The organism is Nocardia sp. NBC_00511 (assembly GCF_045161165.1).
Lineage (GTDB): Bacteria > Actinomycetota > Actinomycetes > Mycobacteriales > Mycobacteriaceae > Nocardia.
This window is the reverse complement of sequence record NZ_CP107849.1, coordinates 5068491-5087353: the sequence shown is the minus strand read 5'-3', so window position 1 is coordinate 5087353 and position 18863 is coordinate 5068491. Positions and strand designations below refer to the sequence as shown.

The 18863-nt window shown below is 65.6% G+C and carries 19 protein-coding genes; 6 read left to right on the top strand and 13 right to left on the bottom strand.

Going from position 1 to position 18863, the window contains the following annotated elements; genetic code table 11:
* Positions 1 to 22: 22 nt before the first annotated feature.
* The 4 genes from OG300_RS23905 to OG300_RS23890 form a co-directional block, all read right to left on the bottom strand.
* The gene (locus OG300_RS23905; protein WP_405485143.1) at positions 23 to 481 is read right to left on the bottom strand and encodes a hypothetical protein; all 459 of its coding nucleotides are present in this window, start codon (positions 479 to 481) and stop codon (positions 23 to 25) included.
* Between the two features lie 45 nt (positions 482 to 526).
* Positions 527 to 1084, bottom strand: a complete 558-nt coding sequence (locus OG300_RS23900) for a hypothetical protein (RefSeq protein ID WP_405485141.1) — start codon at positions 1082 to 1084, stop codon at positions 527 to 529.
* Between the two features lie 288 nt (positions 1085 to 1372).
* Positions 1373 to 1927 (bottom strand): TetR/AcrR family transcriptional regulator, encoded by a 555-nt coding sequence (locus OG300_RS23895; RefSeq protein ID WP_405485139.1) that lies wholly within the window; start codon positions 1925 to 1927, stop codon positions 1373 to 1375.
* A gap of 188 nt (positions 1928 to 2115) precedes the next feature.
* Entirely contained in the window at positions 2116 to 2727 is a 612-nt protein-coding gene (locus OG300_RS23890) for a TetR/AcrR family transcriptional regulator (protein WP_405485137.1), read from the bottom strand.
* 124 nt (positions 2728 to 2851) lie between these two features.
* Here OG300_RS23890 and OG300_RS23885 point away from each other — a divergent pair, with 124 nt between their 5' ends.
* Positions 2852 to 3967: a hypothetical protein gene (locus OG300_RS23885; protein WP_405485135.1), complete on the top strand. Its 1116-nt coding sequence runs from the start codon at positions 2852 to 2854 to the stop codon at positions 3965 to 3967.
* Positions 3968 to 3969: 2 nt separating this feature from the next.
* Positions 3970 to 4995, top strand: coding sequence for a phosphotransferase family protein (locus tag OG300_RS23880; RefSeq protein ID WP_405485133.1), 1026 nt, complete (start codon positions 3970 to 3972; stop codon positions 4993 to 4995).
* A 95-nt stretch (positions 4996 to 5090) separates the two neighbouring features.
* Here OG300_RS23880 and OG300_RS23875 read toward each other — a convergent pair whose 3' ends face one another.
* Entirely contained in the window at positions 5091 to 5657 is a 567-nt protein-coding gene (locus tag OG300_RS23875) for a hypothetical protein (protein ID WP_405485131.1), read from the bottom strand.
* A gap of 219 nt (positions 5658 to 5876) precedes the next feature.
* Between OG300_RS23875 and OG300_RS23870 the strand changes: the two genes are divergently transcribed.
* Genes OG300_RS23870 through OG300_RS23860 form a run of 3 tightly spaced genes read left to right on the top strand, consistent with a single transcriptional unit; the run spans position 5877 to position 7568 of the window.
* The gene (locus OG300_RS23870; protein WP_405485130.1) at positions 5877 to 6203 is read left to right on the top strand and encodes a hypothetical protein; all 327 of its coding nucleotides are present in this window, start codon (positions 5877 to 5879) and stop codon (positions 6201 to 6203) included.
* Entirely contained in the window at positions 6187 to 6723 is a 537-nt protein-coding gene (locus tag OG300_RS23865) for a DUF6879 family protein (protein ID WP_405485128.1), read from the top strand. The genes OG300_RS23870 and OG300_RS23865 overlap by 17 nt, the downstream gene beginning before the upstream one ends.
* Positions 6720 to 7568: a helix-turn-helix domain-containing protein gene (locus OG300_RS23860; protein WP_405485126.1), complete on the top strand. Its 849-nt coding sequence runs from the start codon at positions 6720 to 6722 to the stop codon at positions 7566 to 7568. The genes OG300_RS23865 and OG300_RS23860 overlap by 4 nt, the downstream gene beginning before the upstream one ends.
* Before the next feature lie 149 nt (positions 7569 to 7717).
* On the opposite strand, the gene OG300_RS23855 is transcribed toward OG300_RS23860, so the two are convergent.
* Both OG300_RS23855 and OG300_RS23850 read right to left on the bottom strand, forming a co-directional pair.
* Positions 7718 to 9685: a glycoside hydrolase family 3 C-terminal domain-containing protein gene (locus OG300_RS23855; protein WP_405485124.1), complete on the bottom strand. Its 1968-nt coding sequence runs from the start codon at positions 9683 to 9685 to the stop codon at positions 7718 to 7720.
* Between the two features lie 496 nt (positions 9686 to 10181).
* On the bottom strand, positions 10182 to 10856 hold the full coding sequence (locus OG300_RS23850) for a TetR/AcrR family transcriptional regulator (RefSeq protein WP_405485122.1): 675 nt from the start codon (positions 10854 to 10856) through the stop codon (positions 10182 to 10184).
* Between the two features lie 142 nt (positions 10857 to 10998).
* Here OG300_RS23850 and OG300_RS23845 point away from each other — a divergent pair, with 142 nt between their 5' ends.
* Positions 10999 to 12144 (top strand): acyl-CoA dehydrogenase family protein, encoded by a 1146-nt coding sequence (locus OG300_RS23845; RefSeq protein ID WP_405485120.1) that lies wholly within the window; start codon positions 10999 to 11001, stop codon positions 12142 to 12144.
* Positions 12145 to 12266: 122 nt separating this feature from the next.
* Here OG300_RS23845 and OG300_RS23840 read toward each other — a convergent pair whose 3' ends face one another.
* From OG300_RS23840 to mftF, 6 genes are all read right to left on the bottom strand, one after another.
* Complete coding sequence (locus OG300_RS23840) at positions 12267 to 12521, bottom strand: hypothetical protein (protein ID WP_405485118.1); 255 nt, start codon at positions 12519 to 12521, stop codon at positions 12267 to 12269.
* A gap of 206 nt (positions 12522 to 12727) precedes the next feature.
* A complete protein-coding gene (locus OG300_RS23835; protein ID WP_405485116.1) occupies positions 12728 to 13786 on the bottom strand; it encodes an alpha/beta hydrolase in 1059 nt (352 codons plus the stop codon).
* Positions 13783 to 14601 carry a mycofactocin-coupled SDR family oxidoreductase gene (locus tag OG300_RS23830; RefSeq protein ID WP_405485114.1) on the bottom strand — a complete coding sequence of 273 codons (819 nt, stop codon included), beginning with the start codon at positions 14599 to 14601 and terminating at the stop codon, positions 13783 to 13785. Before OG300_RS23830 ends, OG300_RS23835 begins: the two co-directional genes overlap by 4 nt.
* On the bottom strand, positions 14598 to 16172 hold the full coding sequence (locus OG300_RS23825; protein ID WP_405485112.1) for a flavin-containing monooxygenase: 1575 nt from the start codon (positions 16170 to 16172) through the stop codon (positions 14598 to 14600). The genes OG300_RS23830 and OG300_RS23825 overlap by 4 nt, the downstream gene beginning before the upstream one ends.
* Positions 16173 to 16241: 69 nt before the next feature.
* On the bottom strand, positions 16242 to 17435 hold the full coding sequence (gene mftD / locus OG300_RS23820; RefSeq protein ID WP_405485110.1) for a pre-mycofactocin synthase MftD: 1194 nt from the start codon (positions 17433 to 17435) through the stop codon (positions 16242 to 16244).
* Positions 17435 to 18862, bottom strand: coding sequence for a mycofactocin biosynthesis glycosyltransferase MftF (gene mftF, locus OG300_RS23815; protein ID WP_405498638.1), 1428 nt, complete (start codon positions 18860 to 18862; stop codon positions 17435 to 17437). The genes mftD and mftF overlap by 1 nt, the downstream gene beginning before the upstream one ends.
* Between the last annotated feature and the right edge of the window lies 1 nt (position 18863).

The following is an 18863-nucleotide window of genomic DNA, read 5'->3' as shown; positions in this document are numbered from 1 at the left end:
ACCCACGCTCGCCCAGGAACTATTACGGGCGAACGTCGATCACGATCTCGGCCGGGTTCGGATTGGTGCTCATCCGCAGTGCGATGCGACCTTTGCCGGTGGCGAGATAGAGGTAGTCGCTGCTGCCGCCGTGGCTGGTGTTGAACGACAGCGGGTTCGGCGGCACGATGTCGTGCGGGACCGCACCGGCATCGCCGGTGTCGAGGTTCTGCCAGAACACCGTCACCGGGACGGCGCATTGCGGAACGAGCGGAATCGTTGGGGCGAAATCGAATCGGGCCGCGACGTCGCCGCCGAGACCGGAGTTGATCGGCCGCGCTTCGGCGGCGAGTGTTCCGAAGCAGGCCGCCGAGTTACCGGTGACTGTAACCGGGTCGAATGCGGTCGCTTCCGAATCCCGGGGAGCCGTCGCGTGCGCGCCGGCCGCACCGCCGACCACGAACGCGCCTGCGATCGTCAACGACAGGATCATTCGTCGCATGTGAGGATTCCTTTCACCATGTCAAAGCTGTTGACGTAGCGCGAGTTAGGGAAGAACCCAGCCGATCAGGGCGCCGATCCCGGCGCCGATCACGCCGCCCGGAATCGCGCCGACGATGTCGAAGGGGAGGCCGAGGAGTATCCCGATTCCGAGTCCGATGAGCGCGCCAACGCCCGCGTTGTATTGATGGCGGTTGAGATCGGCTGCGGCATCAACGAACTGGCGTTGAGCCTGGATGCTTTGTGCTGGGCTCGGTATGGGCGCGCCGACCGGGCTCAGGGTGAGGGTCTGGCCTGCCTCGTCGATTCGAGGCTCTAGCGGGTATTTGGTCTCCGCGACCTGGATCGCCATCGGTAGTGTCGCGATCGCGGTGCCGGACCGGTCGAAGATCGTGACCATCCTGCCGTCATCGGACAAACCGAAATGTCCCGCGTCAAGCGTGGTGGTGACACTTCTACCGTCTCGGTTCGGACCGGTTGTATAGGACACGCCCTGATCGACGCCGGATACTTGATCAATGCCGGGTTGCGCATGCGCCGCGCCGACTGCGATGGTGGTGGCTCCGATCGCGAGCATGGCGGTTGAGGTAAGTCTTTTGATCATCGTCGACTCCGTGATCTCGTTCGTTCGAGATACGATCCGCCCATCGTGTGCGGCCGGATTTATTGTGTGCCAACGGTTTCGATAGCTACCGTCGGCCGTATCGCATGAATCGATTCGCCGATACCGAGGCACGTATTCCTGGAGCGATAGTCCTTCGAAACGAGTGTGTGAACTCGTCACCGATAGGTGGATTCCCCGATGCTATCCGCTTGGTCAGAATCTGACCAGTGGGTCAGTGGAAGTGTGTGTGCGATCACACCAGGGGGTGCCCTCCTGGAAAATGGCAGGTCAGACCGGTGTTATCGTCACCAATGCGGCGTGCAAGCTCGCCGACAGAACTTCACGAAGGTCGTTTTCGGGCACATCCGGAAACCGCAATGGCGTATGAAACAACCCGACCAGCGCGAACCTGACACGAATACGGTCGACAACCGTTGCCTCCTCGTCCATCAGCAGCGCGTTGACCGCTCCCGCCGTCGAGGTCCACCGGGCGACCGCCGGGTGCTCGGGCAGCTGATCGATCAAACGGCCGTGGCAAGCGACCTCGAGGCGATATCTCAATGCCAAATCGACCAGGGCCGACAATGTCCGATCCCAGCGCTGCGGCCGGGGCAGTGGGGTCAACTCGTCCACCAGCGTTTCGATTCGCTCGCTGACCGGATCCAGGATTTCGCCGAGCAGCTGGTCCTTGGAGCCGAAGTGGTAGAGCAGTGCCCCTTTGGAATAGCCCACCTGCTCGGCGATTTCGGCCAGCGTGGTGGCGTCATACCCTTTGGTCGCGAACATTTGCAGCGCGACGGCCCGGATTTCGGCCAGCAGTTCCTCGCGGGTCTGCCTCGGCATGACTTCCTCCTCCGGCACTGACAGGACTGTCGACCGTCCGGGCAATGATTGACCGTGGGGTCAGACGCCTACGCTAGCCGCTGCTCGGCGTCCCGCACCGCTAGGTCGTCGAATGTCCGAGTGCCAAGGCATTTCGGGCTGCTGACAAGACACGGACGGCGCGGACGAACGGATGCCCCCGCCGACCCTCAGCTGCGTGACGACGGCGTCACGGCCACCGCGAGCAGGGCGTCCGCGATCTGCTGGCAGAATTCGTCGGCGGCGTCGGTGCCGTGGGTGAGGGCGCGGAACAGGGTCGCGCCGCGCAGTAGTTCGAACACCGCGTCGGCATCGCAGTCGGGGGCGGCGTGGCCCGTGTGTGCCGCGCCGGTCAGCAACTCCCGCAATGCATTTCGTGTCGGCAGCTCGCCGCGGTCGAGCAGGCGTCGGTAGCTGTCGTGGTCGTCGTGGTACTCCGAGAGCAGCCCGGGGATGGCCGAGCGGGCCGCCGGATGTGCTGATGCGGACAGGAACAGGCGGGTCCAGGCCAGGAGGTCCGCGCGCAGATCCCCGCTGGGTTCCGGGTGCTCGAATGCGTCGAGGGCGAAGATGGCGTCTTCGACCAGTGCCCGCTTGCTCGGCCAGCGGCGATAGATCGAGGTGGTGACCACGCCTGCCCGGCGGGCCACGGCGGCCAGGGTGGTGGCCTGGTAGCCGTCGCTCACCAGTAGTTCCTGCGCGGCGGCCAGTACCTGGGCATCCAGCTGCGGGTCGCGCGGCCGGCCCGGACCGGACCGGGTCGGCCGTGGGGTTGCGCTCACTGGACTCTCCCGCGGGGTCGAAGAAATTCTCCGATTGAGGTTACATCCGTGGCCCGTTTCAAATACGCTACGACCCGTATTCTAATTATGTGGCCGCGGCCATAGCACCGAGAGGCACTCGCCGATGCTCACCCCTCAGGACGAACTGCTCTGCCACCAGCTGCCCACTACTTTCGATCATGTCCAGCAGAGTGATCTGCGCTGGACCGAGCGCGTGGTGATGTACGGCTTCGACAAGACCCGCCGGGTCAGCGTCATGACGGGGATGGCGCGCTACCCCAATCGCAATCTGATCGACGCCTACGCCATGATCACCGTCGGCGACAAGGCGCACACGATCCGCCTGTCCCGGCAGATCGACACTCGCTACGACGGACTCGGGTCCTGGCAGGTCGGGCCGTTCACCTACGAGATCGTCGAACCGTTGAAGAAGGTGCGCGCCACGCTCGCCGACAACGAGCACGGCATCAAGCTCGAGCTCGAATTCGATGCGCAGTTCCCGGCTTACGAGCAGGAGCCCGCCTTCTTCCGCACCCGGGGCCGGGTGCGTGAGGACGCGCGTCGGTACTACCAGAACGGGCGGGTGTCCGGCTGGCTGGAGTTCGAGGGCGAGCGCATCGAGATCGATCCCGCGGATTGGTGGTTCGGCCGCGATCACTCCTGGGGCACCCGGCACGGCGGGGGTGGCGGCGCTATCAACGAGGGCGGCGGCATTCTGCAGCCCGGCGAGATTCCGGATGGCGTCCTCTACTACATGGGTATCTTCCAATTCGATGACGAGCTGGTGCATTTCGCGCAGCGGGAGACGCCGGAGGGTGCCCGCTGGCATTTCGAGGGCACCGTGTTGTCGCCGCTGGGTTCGGACACGCAACCGCAGCCGGTCCGCGACGCCGGGCACGATCTGACCTTCCGCGACGACTTCCGCATTGTCAGCGGCGGCACCTTCACCATCGTCGACGCCGTCGGCAAATCCCGGGAATTCACCATCTCCCCGGTTGGCGACTTCTGGCCCGGCATCGCGGGATACGACTTCTACCGCGGCTACGCGTCGGGTATCTGGAAGGGCGAGGACTGGAGCGACAGCTTCGTCGCCGATCTCACCGACACCCAGGATCTGAAGCAGGCCAGCATGCTCAGCGAAACCTTCTGTCGCGTCGAGACCGAGGGCAAGGTGGGCTACGGGCTGGTCGAAATGGTCTTCATGGGCCGCAACGAGCGCTACGGGTACGAAGGGTACTGAGCTTGAGCATCACTCGACTGCCCGCAGAGCAGCTGGCAGCGGCGCTGGAACCCGCCGTGCATCGGAACTTCCCGATGTCCGGTGCCGCCCGCATCCGCGATTTCTCCCGCACCCCTCGCGGATTCGCCACCGAGACATTCCTTTTCGAGGTCGAGGACGACCGAGGCTCGCTGCCGCTGGTCTTCCGGCGACCACCGGAGATGTCGCTATTTCCCGACTACGACCTGCTGCGGCAGGTGCTGGTCATGCAGCGGCTGGCCGCCACCGATATCCCGGTCGCCACACCGCTGTGGCTGGACCGCGACGGCGGCGGGCTCGGCAGCCCGTACTTCGTGATGAACCGGCTCGCGGGCGAGGCCCCCAGCGACTATCCCTCCTACCATTCGGCGGGCAACTATTTCGAGGCCACTCCGGAGCAGCGGCAACGCATGTGGTGGGGCTGTATCGATACCATCGCCGATATCCACCGATTGGATTGGCGGGCACTGCGTCTGGACTTCCTGGCCCTGCCGGAATACGGCGCGGGTCCGGTCGAGCAGCTGGTGAACTATCTCGACGCCGCACTGACCTGGGCCACCGAGGGCGATCAGCCCGAAACCTATCGGCGGGCCATCGCCTACCTCCGTGACAACCTCTACGAGCCGGAGCACACCACGCTCTGCTGGGGTGACGCCCGCATGTCGAACATCCTGTACGACAGCGACTTCCGAGTAAGCGGCGTACTGGACTGGGAGATCGCCTATCTCGGCGATCACGAGGCCGACCTGGGCTGGTTGCTGTTCCTGGACTGGGCCAGCAGCGAATTCGAGGGTCACGCGCCCCTATCGGGCACCCCGACCCGCGAGGAGACCATCGCCCACTACGAGAACCGCACCGGAATGCTGGTCCGCAACCTCGTATTCAACGAGATCCTCGCCGCCGTCCTACTCTCAGTTCCCTTGCTGCGCATGGCAAATCGTGTGCAATTGCCACCGGAAATGAACATCACCGGCTTCTGCACCACCCGAATCGAGCAACTGCTGCCCTGACCGACAGAAAGTAGCCCCACCCCCGGCGCGCATCACCGGGGGTGGCTTCCTCGACTCCATCGACGCACGCGTCGTGATGCATCGCGCCCCGGGTTTCACGGATGCCCCGGCCCAATTGGATTCGTATCCGAGGACCACCCGCGAAAAGCGTTGTCATCGTTGCGGAGCAACGGCATCGGACGACGGGCGTGGGTCTCTTCCGGACTCACGGTGATGACGTCCAACCGCTGCACCAAGTCTCCCGGAATCTCCCCGTCAGCAAAGTGCCCCGGACTCGGCACGATCACCGCTTCGGCATCCAGGCGGTTCGCCTGCGCCTTCAGTCGTGCCAGCGGCGGACGCCCGGAGCTCGGATCGAAGACAACTACCTCAGCCAGGTCGTACCCGAGCCGCTCGGCCAACCGTCTGATCCGGGTCTCGTCCCACAGCTGTGCCACACCGGACACATCAGTCCGGAGGTAGCCCAAACATGTTGTTTTGTAACGCATTACTGCCCCTCCGTCTTCGTGCCCGTCGAGTGTGAGATGTCCGTGAATCTCGAGGTAGAACCCGGAATGGTCCGTTGAGTCGTCTCCGGTGCACTGGAGCTCCAGTACGCCGCCGGGGAACTGGAACGCTCGGGTGCGCGATACGGCCCTTGATTCCTCTGGTTCATTGGTCACGACTGCCCCTCAGGTCGCTTGAAGAGGCCACTCGGGGCCGAGGCGACTGCACCGGCCTCGAACGTCATGAACCGACGCTACGAATCGGCGGTAAGTGAACACCATCAGTTTGCAGTGATTTGCAGCAAATCGTGCGAAACATTCCCCTCTGGGCACTGGCAAGGGACGATGAGAAGTGTCGGAATGGCAAGCGGCAGGCTGCAAGTCAGGAGATTGGTCATGCGGTTGACGTTCTTGGGTCGGGGCGGCTCAGATGTGGGCGAATGTCCGACCTTGTATCGGACCGATCACGGGTCGTACGTGATCATCGGATGGAAGACGGGAGCGGCGGAGACGGTCGAAATCCCGCATCTGCTACTGGGATTCGCTGAATCGAACACCTTCATCGGCGCACAGTTGACAGACACGGGGAGGGGTACGTTCAAACTCGCCGGCCGTCCGATCACAGAGGCCGATACGCTCGCACAGATGAGCATTCAGCCTCACGAAACGGCAATCGAGGTGCCCAAAGCAGGAAGGGCTTTCTACGGTGCTCCTACGGCCTAGAGATGAACCTCGCCTGTGGCCGAGCTTGTTCGCCGAATGCCGGGTCTCGGCATTCCACTTCGAACAACGGGATACCTATGCGGTGCCTGAGGAAGCGGAACGGATCCGCCGGTACCTCTCGGGTGAGGAAGCGATACCCGCACCCAGCAGGGAATGGCCAGACCTCGTCCGAGACGCCGTCGTCAGGGGCTTGTCCATGTCCAGGGTGCGGGTGGTAACCGTGCCGCACACGGAGTATCACCGTTGGCTGCTGTCCATAACCAAGGTCCGGGTAGAAGATGGCGAGGACATCCGCTACCTGCCCAGGCATCTCGCGGGCGATGTGCCCCCGGATGATTGGTGGCTCATGGACGCCGAGCGGGTGGCGTACAACGTGGTCGATGTGACTGGAGCGCCGATCGGGATCGCGATCACCACTGATCCCAAGATTGCGGCCTACTGCGAGGAAGTTCGGCAACGACTCTGGAAACTGGCTATCCCGTACGCCGACTACGTCGAAAGTGAGTTTGTCGATCGGTGACGAACAGCGTTTACGACGCGCGGGAAGCTCTGGGTGCACGTCTTCGGGAGCTTCGCCGTGCCTCGGGCCTCACCGGGCGCAGGCTGGCCGAATTATCGGGGTGGCACGAGTCGAAGGTGTCGAAACTCGAGTCCGCCATTACCAAACCCAGCGACGCTGACCTGCGGGCGTACTGCGAGCACACCGGCCGCCCGGACCAACTGCCCGATCTACTGGCGACCTGCCACGACATCGACGCCGCATACGTCGAGTGGAGGCGCGTCCTCAGCACGGGATTGAAGCGTCGCCAACAGAAGTCGCTTCGCATCGAGGCTGAATCGACCGACATTCGTGTCTACCAGCCGCAGATCGTTCCGGGCCTACTGCAGACTCCCGAGTACGCGGAGGCGAAGCTCAGAGCTGGAATCGACTTCTACCGGATACCAAACGATCTGGCGGCAGGCGTCGCAAAACGTATGGAGCGTCAGCAGATCCTCTACAGGCGAGATCACCGGTTCCACTTCATCATTGCGGAGCAAGCCCTCTATGGAACCGTAGGTGACGACGATGTGATGGCCGGGCAACTCGATCGGCTCCTCTCGGCCATCGGGCTGCCCCGCGTAACCATTGGCATCGTGCCTGTCATGGCCGAGATGCTGGTCGTATCCAGCAATTTCGCCATGTACGACGATCGCCTCGTGATGGTGGAGGGCACAGCCGCGGAGTTGACCATCACCCAGCCGCGAGAGCTCGCGATCTACGGCCGCGCATTCGATACCTTGGCCGGCCAGTCGGTGACCGGCAACGCCGCGCGAACGCTGATTCATGAGGCAATCAGCAGGCGAAGTCAGCGAAGTGAAAGATAGACGTGGCATTTGCGGGCTGGGAACGGGCGAACATCAGGTTTGAACTCTGCCTCGCTACTACTACAGAGATCGGCCCCGGAACCACTGGATCCGGGGCCGATCTCATATCGGCGCGGCGTTGAGTGTCGCCTCGAGGGTGGCGGTCTCGATCAGTTCATGGTCACCGTGTGGGGGAGGTCGGCGACCGAGGTTCCGACGTGAAGGTTGAACGAACCTGGTTCGGTTGCCCAGCCTTTGGACGTCCAGTGTTCGAAAGCGCGCCGGGGCAAGGGGATTTCGATGGTGCGGGATTGTCCGGCCGCCAGCGTGATCGCGGTGAATCCGGCCAGCCACTTGATCGGTCGATCGATCGTGCTGTCGGGGCGGGAGAGGTAGGCCTGGAAGACCTGTTTTCCGGTGCGGTTGCCGGTGTTGGTGACGGTGAGGCTCGCCGTGCGTCCGGAGACGCGCAGGTCGCTGGAAGTCCATGTGGTGTAGCCGAGTCCGTGGCCGAAGGGGTAGGCGGGTTCGGTTCCGGCGCGCAGCCAGGCGCGGTAGCCGATGTGGATGTCTTCGGTGTATTCGAGCACGCCTTGTTGCGGGGTGGTGTTGAGGACGGGGACGTCGGCGATGGTGGCGGGCCAGGTGGTGGGTAGGCGTCCGCCGGGCTCGACCACGCCGGTGAGTACGTTCGCGAGTGCGTCTCCGAATTCTTGACCGGGGAACCAGGTGAGGAGCACGGCGGCGACGTCGTCGCGCCACGGCATCTCTACCGGCGCACCGGAATTGACCACCACGATGGTGCGCGGATTCACCGCCGCTACGGCGGCGACGAGTTCGTCCTGGCGATCCGGTAGGCGTAGCGAGGTGCGGTCGGCGCCTTCGCTTTCGATCTTTTCGCTGGTGCCGACCAGTACCACCGCGACCTCGGCGTTGCGCGCCAATTCGACTGCGGCCGTGAACTCTTCGTCCTTCGGGCGTTGCGGTCTGACGATGCCCAGCAGGAAGGCCAGCAGCACTCCGAGTCCGGGCAGTGCCTCGGGGACGTCGATGGTGATGCGGATATCGACCTGCTGACCGCTGGTCAGGCTCCGGGTCACCGAGCGCTGCGGCGGCTCCATCAGCGCCGCGACCGGATCGCCCGCCGCATCGGTGACGTTCTCGTCGATCACCTCGGTCCCGTCGATCGCGAGCCGCACCCGGCCGGTGCCGCCGAAGCCGAGTTGCCAATCGCCCGCCACGTCGGCGCGCAGCCGGGCATGCATATCCATATGCGTTGCCCGGGTGGCCAATTCGTCACCGAGCAGCACGAGGTGTGCGCTGCCGCGATGCCGGGAGCCGATCTCGGTCTCACCGTCGAAGTACCGCACCCGCACGCCCGGCGTGCCGATCTCCGGATCGGTGACCAGCTCCGCCGGGGCGGGAATCAATCCCTCGATCAAGCGGACGCCGGGCGTATGTGTCACGGGCAGTACGGCCCGCAATCCGGCCAGTGGCGTGCTCACGTGGGTGGGGATCACCGTGGCGCTGCCGCCGCCCATGATGCGGGGTTCGGCCGCGGACGGTCCCAGCACCGCGACCGCCGTCCCGGTGCGCAGCGGGAGTGTTCCGTCGTTGCGCACCAGCACCATCGACTCGGTGGTGAGGCGGCGCACCACGTTTCGAGCGTGATTCTCGGTGAAAAACAGTGTGGGCCAGGGTATTCCGTCGAGTGCTCCGACACGGGTGGCGAATCGCAGGATACGCCGGACCTTCTCGTCGATCGCGGACTCGTCGATCTCACCGTTCCGCACCGCCTCCAGCAGCGGCTCACCCCACAGCATCGGTGGTCCGGGCATGCACAGGTCGGTGCCCCCGGCCGCGGCCGCGGTGGACCGGACGCCGCCCCAGTCCGAGACCACGACGCCGTCGAATCCCCATTCACCCTTGAGTGGTTCGGCCAGCAGCGGGTTGTCGGACATGGCCGCGCCGTTCACCCCGTTGTAGGAGTCCATGATCATCCACGCGCCCGCCTCGACGGCCCGTTCGAACGGGTAGAGGTAGAGCTCGCGCAGTGCGCGATCGGAGACCTGGACGTCCACGCTGTAGCGTTCGGTCTCGGAGTCGTTGGCCACGTAGTGTTTCGGGCACGCGCTCACCCCGTGGTCTATCGCTGAGCTTCCCGATCAGCGGCGACACCGCGGCGCCGATCACGCCGAAAACGATGATGGCCCAATTGATATTGGCGCCTTCGCTGGGGAATGAGGGAGCGATCTGCCGCAGCGGCGCCGCGACCATCACGTACTGCATCGGGGAGATTTCGGTGAACAGCACGATGACGGCGAGAACTGAGTAGATCCTCAGTTTCGAAGCGCCGTCGAGCCGAGCGGAATCGTCGAGGCCGGGGCTGGGAGGCCCCGCCTGGTCGACAGAGGTGGACATAGCGCGTCCTCCAGAAGGGGTGGGTAGCACGTCGGCGTGAAACGTGTCACATCCCTGACCTGGGCTGCGCTGGGCGATTCCACTCAGCGGGACTCGAGAATGCGTTCTTGTTCGAAATATGCCTAGCCGGAATAGAACTGGACCAGAATACTGCAGGCCTGCACGCTACCGCGCAATCCCGGATCGTTGAGGAGCGTGGCGAGGAGGCGACTGTCAGCGGAGTTCGCGTATCGGCGTGGTCGGGTCGAGGGTGATGCCGAGGATGCGTAGCCGGTTGTCGATCAGCAACCAGGCTTCGGCCGTGAGGAGTTCGACCAGTTCGTCCTGCGTGGTTTCGCGGTGGGTGAGCCACCAGCGCACCGAGGCGTCTATGAGGCCGAGCAGGGCGACCACGAGGCGGTCGGCGACGAGTGGGTCGGCGGCGAGCTGTGGGAGGTATCGCGTTGCGGCGGAGGAGATTTCGGACGCGAATGCGCTTCCGCCGATGCGGGGTTCGTCGGTGCCGCGTCGGTAGTTGCGTCTGAGTAGGAACCGGTAGAGGTTGGTGTGCTCGCCGGCCCACGCGACATGTTCGGCGATGGGTGCCCTGATCACGTCGAGCGGTGTGCCGTCGACATCGAGGGCCGCGCGGATCCGCTGGGTGAGCTCCTGGTGCGCGCGCCGGGCGACCGCGAGGTCGATCTCTTCCTTGCTGGCGAAATGCCGGTAGAAGTGGGTGCGGGTGAGACCGGCGCGATCGGCGATCTGGCTGGTCAGCGCATCCGGTCCGTGCTCCTCGATGGCTGCGATGGCCGCGTCGACGATGCTCCGGCGCCGCTCGTCGCGTCCAGCGCCGCGGCTGGTCGATCGCCGCACTTGCGCGGTGTCGGTCCAGCGTTGTTGTTCCACGTAGCCACGCTATCGAGGCCGGGGGCGGCGAACAAATAGGGCTGCGGCGGGGGTTGTCACACGTACGGTTCCGGGTACACACTGTACCCGTTATTTCCGGTAACAAATATCTACCGGCATGCCGCGAAACGGAGGACACCCGATGACCGGGTACAGGTCCAGCTGGATGGACGACGATCTCGATGCGCTGCGCGAGTTGGCACGTGCCTTCTTCGCCAAGGAGGTCGCACCGAACGTCGACAAGTACATCGAGCAGCATCACGTCGACCGCGACCTCTGGAACAAGGCCGGTGAACTCGGCCTGCTGTGCCTGTCCATCCCCGAGGAATACGGCGGTGGCGGTGGCACATTCGCGCACGAGGCGGTGCTGATCGAGGAGCAGGCGCGGATCGCCGACACCGCGTGGGGGCAGAGCCTGCACAACGGCATCGTCGCGCACTATCTGCTCGCGTACGGCACCGAAGAGCAGAAGCGGCAGTGGCTGCCCAAGATGGCCAGCGGTGAAGTGGTCGGCGCGATCGCCATGACCGAACCGGGCACCGGCTCGGACCTGCAGAACGTGAAGACCAAGGCGATCCGCGACGGCGACGAGTACGTCGTCAACGGTTCCAAGACCTTCATCACCAACGGCGCGCAGGCCGACCTGATCATCGTCGTGGTCAAGACCGACACCAGCCAGGGCGCCAACGGGATCAGCCTGGTCCTGGTCGAGGCCGACCGCGCGGGCTTCCGCCGCGGCCGCGTCCTCAACAAGATCGGTCAGAAGGGCCAGGACACCTCCGAGCTGTTCTTCGAGGACGTCCACATCCCGGTCACCAACCTGCTCGGCAACGCGGAAGGCCAGGGCTTCGTCCAGCTCATGCAGCAGCTGCCGCAGGAGCGTCTGATCATCGCGGTCGGCGCGGTCGCCGGAATGGAGGCGGCCCTGGACCACACCCTGCGCTACACCAAGGAGCGAGAAGCGTTCGGCCGTAACATCTTCGGCTTCCAGAACACCAAGTTCAAACTGGCCGAGGTCGCCACCGAAACCAAGGTCGCACGGGTCTTCACCGACCACTGCATCACCCAGCACATTATCGGCGAACTCGATATCCCGACCGTCGCGATGGCGAAATGGTGGACCACGGATCGCGCCATGTCCGTCGCGAGCGAATGCCTTCAGCTACACGGCGGATACGGCTACATGGCCGAATACCCGATCTCCCGCATGTGGGTCGACAACCGCGTCCAGATGATCTACGCGGGCACCAACGAGATCATGAAGGAAATCATCGCCCGCACCCTCTGACCGCTCCACCGGTCGGTCGTCCGGATACGAGAACGGCCCGGAACCATCGGTTCCGGGCCGTTCTACGGTTCGACCTGCCTAGTCGAACTCGGAGGCTTGCTCGCGGCGAACCGCGTGAAGTTCTACTTCGGGGCGGCGGCCGAGCCGCTGCCGAGGGCGTTGAAGAACGCGGCGGAGGAGCCGACGGCCGGGGCCGGGGTGTCCGCGGTGGACTTCGGGGCCTGGGCCGAGCCGCTGCCGAGCGCGTTGAAGAACGCGGCCGAGGAGCCGACGGCGGGGGCCGGGGCCGGGGTGGTGTCGGCGGAGGCGACACCGGTGGCACCGAGGGCCAGGCCGGCGGCGACGACGGTCATACCCAGCAGGTGGATCTTGCGCATGTATTACTCCTTGAATCACGAACCAGCGAAGCGCTTCGCTGATAACGAATGAATATCATCCCCGAGCCTGGGAACGCAATATTTCTCCGCACTGGCACAGATTGTGTCGATCCAATTGTTCGCCGGTACGACACGAGGAATTAACCTCGCGCGATTTAGCCAGGTTTCGAATCAATCGAATTCTGGGATCTATCGCACAGTGTCATTTATGCCAATGCGACATCGAGCGCGTCGACGGCCTCCACCAGCACGGTCCGGCCCGCAGCGCCGAAGGCGGTGCCGTAGATGATGCCGTGGATCAGGCCGCGGTGACGGCGCAAGGTAGTCGGGACGCCCGCTTGTTGAAGCCGGTGTGCGTATTCTTCGCCTTCGTCGCGGAGTGGATCGAATCCGGAGACCGCGATATAGCTCGGGGGGAGACCGGCGAAGTCCGTTGCCAATAGTGGCGAGGCGCGGGGGTCGAGGGCGTGTTCCGGGTTCGCGAGGTAGTTGTCCCGGAACCAGTCCATGTGGGCTTCGGTAAGAACGTAACCGTCGGAAAACAGTCTGTAGGAGCGCCGTTTTCGCGACAGGTCGGTGATCGGGCAGAACAGCAGTTGGAAGATGGGCGGCAGGCCCGCGGTCGTCGCCTGCTGGGCGATGACCGCGGCCAGGTTGCCGCCCGCGCTCTCGCCCGCGACGACTATGCGATCGGCTCGCGCGCCGAATCGGTCGGCGTTGTCGCGGGCGTAGCGGTAGGCGGCCGTGGCGTCCTGGATCGCGGCGGGGAACGGGTGTTCCGGCGCGAGCCGGTATCCGATCGACAGCACCGGGATTCCGGAGCGATCGGCGAGGAAGCGGCACACGTTGTCGCAGGCGTCGATGCTGCCCACCGTCCAGCCGCCGCCGTGGAAGAACACGATCAGCGCGCCGGAGTCCGCCGAGGTCATCGGGGTGTACAGCCGTGCGGGGATCGGACCTCCCTCGCCCGGGATCTCCAGATCGTCGATCCGGCGCTGCGGTATCGCGCGGCCGAGCATGCGGCCGCCGAAGTTCATCGCCGCCCTGGAGTAGTGAAGAGGTATGTCGTGCATGGGTTTTCGCGGCATCAGGCTGAACAGCCCCATGGCCCGGCGGATGCCGGGATCGAGTTCCTGACCGTCGATCACCACGTCGAAGTTCCGGATCGCCTGCGGGCGTAGCACTTTCAACGCCCGCGACGAGCCGCGCAGCAGCGTTCGGGCGAGGCGATCCACGCCCGGCGCTGCGTCGTGCCTACTGATCACCGGGCCAGGAAACCCTTCTCGACCGGAATCTGCGCGCCCGTGATGACCCCGGCACCGTCACCCGCGAGCCACACCACCACCTGCGAGATCTCCTCCGGCTCGACGAGCCCGTCGGTCTTCAACAGCGTCGGGGTGTAGCTGTAGACGTAGGAGGGATGCTCCTCGAACATCTTGTACATGGAGGTGTCGTTGCCGAGCGGGGTATTGGTTCCGTAGGGGAGCAGCGTGTTGACCCGGATGCCGTACTCGCCCAGCTCGATCGCCAGCGACTTCGTCAGGCCGACGACACCGAATTTGCTTGCGGCGTAATGCCCGCAGCCCGGCGGTGCCTTCACGCCCGCCGACGAGCTGATGGTCATGATCGATCCGCCGTTCCCGGCATCGATCATCGCGGGCACCGTCGCCCGGACCGTGTTCCAGACGCCGGTCAGGTTGACGTCGATGGTCTCGGCGAACTGCGCGGCCGAGATCTCCCACAGTCGGCCCCAATTGCACACGCCCGCATTGGCGACCACGATGTCGAGTCGCCCGAAGCGCGCGATGGCGTCGGTCACCGCGCGCTGCTGGCCCTCGAGGTCGCGGACATCGACCTGCGCGGTGAGTACCTTGCCGCCCGCCGCCTCGACGAGCCGGGCGGTCTCCGCGAGATCCTCCGGTGCGGCCATGTCGTATCCGCTGAACTTCGTGTTCGCACAGGCGTCCACGGCGACGATGTCGGCTCCGGCCCCTGCCAGGGCGAGGGCGTGCGAGCGGCCCTGTCCCCGCGCTGCTCCGGTGATGTAGGCGACTTTCCCGGCCAGTGTCTTGTCGATCATGCGGTTTCCTCGATCTCGTAATGTGCGGTGGGGGAGTTCTTTCGGCTGTCGCGCGCGAATTCGTAGTCCCCGAACGGCGAGTACCGGCTGAACCACCAGGCCCCGCTGATGGTTTGGGGACGGTAGTAGAGCGCCTCGCCCTGCGAGTTGACGAAATAGGTGCGCAGCCCGGGATTGCAGTCGACGGTGTAGGTCTGAATGAGCTTCTCGTTGCGCCGCATTCGGCTCACCCAGCGGTCGAAGGCAGCCGGGCGCACCCGCGCGACCGTGGCCTTGCGCCGGGTGGTCTCGGCAATGATGCGGACGGCGTGGCGGGCGGTGAGGTCGATGAAGGTGTGCCAGGCGACGCCGACGTAGCCCTGCGGACCCACCAGGGACCACCGGTTGGGAATCCCGGGATACGCGCTACCGCCATAGCTGCGCAGGCCGTTTCGCTGGTATTCGAGGGCCAGGTCACGTCCGGATTCGCCGACGACGCAACCGATCCGGTAGGACTCGGGGTCGGTGAACAGCTCGTAGCCGGTGGCCATGACGATCAGGTCGTAGGGCCGTTCGACCCCGCTCCCGGTCCGGATCCCATTGGCGGTGACCCGTTCGATCGGGTCGGTGATCAGTGCGACCGAGGGCGATTCGAGCGCCGGGAAGAACCCGCTGCTGAGGATGGGTCGTTTCGCGAGAATCCCGTACCCGGGGACGAGCGCTTCCCGGTCGGTGGCGCTCGAGACTTGCTTGCGCAGCAGTACCCGGTACAGCGCCCGCCAGATCTTGTCGTACTGCGGCAGCACCGCCGCCAGCACCGAGCGTGGAAGTCGCGGCAGCACATTGCAGATGAGCTGCAACGGCAGTTCCATCAGAGCCAGCACCGTGCCGTTGAGCGCCGCGACGACGCCCGGCACTGCCAGCACTCGCTGCACCCGGGGTGAGATCTCGGCGTCCGGCTTGGGCAGGATCCAGGCCGGTGTCCGCTGATAGACATCCACGCTCGCGGCCTCCCCCGCGATGGCGGAGAGGATTTGCACCGAACTCGACCCAGTGCCGATCAGCGCGACTCGCTTTCCGGCACAGACGTATTCGGGATCCCAGGAATTCGGGCGCAGGATCGTGCCGGTGAACTCCGCGGTCCCCGGTATCTGATCGGTGGACTTCGGGTTGATGTAGCCGCCCACCGCATTGATGACGAACCGCGCGGACACCGCTTCCCGGCCCGCGATATCGAGCACCCAGACCTGCCGAACCTCGTCCCAGACCTCACGCCGCACTTCGGAATTGCCCTGGAAATGACGGTAGAGCCCGAGCCGCTGCGCGACCTCCCGGTTGTACCGCTGAATCTCGGGCCCATCGGGAAAGAGCCTGGACCAGTCCGGCTTTCGCGCGAACGGAAATTGATAGAACAGCGTCGGCACGTCGACGGCGAGCCCGGGATAGAAGTTGTCCCGCCAGCTGCCGCCGAAATCATCGGCGCGTTCCAGGATGACGAAGTCGGTGATGCCCGCGCGCTGTAGATAGTGCGCGGCGGTGATGCCACCGGGTCCGGCCCCGATGATGGCGACCTCGAAATGGTCTCTGGCCATTCGCTTGTTGATCCTTACGTCAAATGGTCAGCCGAGTACCGGCTGAATCCGCGAAAATCTACGAATTGCTCACTGCGGAAGACTGTTTCGACCCGCGCCGAGCTTCCGGGTGAATCCGGGCGGCATGACCACGTCGGCCCGCGTCAACTCCCGCACGCTGCCGTGGCCGAGACCGCGCAGCGCGGAATCGATACCGCCGCTGAGGATGTCGAGCACGTTCTCCACCCCCGGCTGCCCAGCGCTGGCCAGACCCCACAGGTAGGCCCGGCCGATCATCACCGCGCGTGCACCCAGCGCCAGCGCCTTCACCACATCGCTGCCCCGGCGGATACCGCCGTCCAGCACGACCTCGATCTGATCGCCGACCGCGTCCGCGATTCCGGTCAGCGCCCGAATGGACGCGGGCGTGGTGTCGAGGTTGTTGCCACCGTGATTGGAGACCGACAGTGCGGTGGCCCCCGTGTCGACCGCGCGTCGGGCGTCGTCGACGCGCATGACGCCCTTGAGCATGACCGGGCCACCCCACTCCTCGACCAGCCAGCGCAGGTCGTCCCAGGTCGGAGGCGGGGTCTGCATCCATTCCCCGTACGCCTCGAAGAAGGTCGGCGCCGGCTGGCCCGGCACACCCATATTGGGGACGGTGAGATCGGGGATGCGGCCCGAGCGGACGAACCGCGCGAGCCAGCGTGGATGAGTGAGGGCCTGGGGGCCATAGCGGATCAGCGCTCGCAGGTCGATCCGCTCCGGGATGGCGGGGCTGCCCCAATCGCGTCCGTGGCTGAACGACCAGTCCAGGGTGACGATCAACCCGACGACACCCGCGGCCCGGGCCCGTTCCATGCGCTGGATCAGCTGATCCTTGCTGCCGGACCAGTAGATCTGTAGCAGCGTACGGGGATTCGCCGCCGCGACCTCCTCCACCGACTTGCCCGCGAACGAACTGAGCCCGACCAGGGTGTCGCGGGCCGCCGCCGCCCGCGCGACGGCCACTTCGCCATCGGGATGGATGGCCTGGGCTCCCACCGGAGAGATGATGACGGGCAGGCCGATTCGCTGCCCCATGACTGTCGTGGACAGGTCACGGTCGGCGGTTTGCCCGACCAGGTGTGGCGCGAAGCCGAGTTCGCCGAAGGCTGCGATGTTGTCGCGCAGCGTCACTCCGGATTCCGAACCGGCGATCAAGGCGCCGTACACCGATTTCGGCAGGCGGCGTTCGGCGCGGCGTTGCGCCTCGGCCACTGTCTCGAACCAGGGATCGGCCATTACTGAGGTCCTTTCGACGATGAGGGTGCAGCCGCCGATCCCGTTGCGGCCCCGCTGATTCGGCGGGGTCGCCGGGCGAGCTGCGGGTTGATCGGTGCGGCCGTGCGGTGGCGCAGGCAACCCGCCCAGACGCCCGCGCCGTACGCGATGTGGTCGGTGAGCTGGCCGAGTGCGAAGCGGAACGGGTCCAGCCGCGGACGTGTTCGGAAGTAGGCGGTCACCGGAGTGCTCAGGAGCAGTACGGCGGCAGACACGCGGCGTGTTCGGCGTCGCGGCGAAGAACCACGGTGGGCCAGCAGTAGCACGAGCAGCGGGCCGGTGAACTGAATCATGAAGCGGCCCAGGCCGAGCCAGGTCTGCCACAGCCCCCTGGTGGTGTGAGTGAGCGCGTCGGTTGTCGGCAAGCCGACCCGGCGCAGCGTCCGTCTCGTCTGCGACATGGAAAGTCCGAACGTCAGTGCGGCTACCCCGGGGTGCCCGGACAGTGCGGCGAGCACGGTGGCCGAGTGCCACCGATGCACGATCAGCGGAGCCGACGCGGACGGATGCCGCTGTGCCAGTGGGGCGGCCGAGGTCCCGTAGTGGAATCGCCTGGCCAGTAACTCCGGCCAGGTCCGCGGTTCCCGGTGGTACACCCGCGCGGCAGGCTCGTACCGGATGCGCAGCCCGGCCTCGTGCAGCCGCCAGATCAGGTCGACGTCCTCGCCGTAGCGCAGCCGCTCATCGAATTCTCCGATGTCTCGCAGGACATTTCGGCGGACGACGAGCGCGGCACTGGGCACGTAGGCGATGCGTGAACCGGGGACCACCCGGCCTTCGACCGCACCCATATCGAGGCTGCCCGCGACCTCGCCGTAGCGCCCGGCCGAGGTCTGCCCCGCGATCGCGACGATGCGCGGTGCGACCGCCGCCACCAGCGGATCGGCGAAGTGGGGGAGGAGCTTGTCGAGCCAGTCCGGCGTCGTGATGCAGTCGCTGTCGAGGAAGGCGACCAGGTCGGTGTCCACTGCCGCCAGGCCGGTATTGCGGGCCGCCGCGGGACCGCCGCAGCGCGGCCTGCGTATCAACGCGGCCGAATGCGCGGCAGCGATGTCCGCCAAGGCTTCTCGGTCCAGCGACCCGTCGTCGACCACCACGATGGGTCGGTCGCCGCCGAGCGAGCGCAGGCAATTCCCGAGCAGGTCCGCCCGCTCCTTGACGGGGATGACCACGGTGACCCCGAGTCGAGCTGCCGACTCCGGGGGCCGGGGGTGCGCCAACCCCGCATCGGTGAGTCGCCGCGCCAGCGCCGCGCCCGCAGCGGAACGAACAGGCCCGCAGCGCAATTCGTCCCACGCCGAGCGTCCGGTCGATGACAGTCGAAGCACTCTGGAAGGCGAACCGCCTCGAAGCGTCCCGGCGTCGACCTGCACCGTGGCGGTATCCATG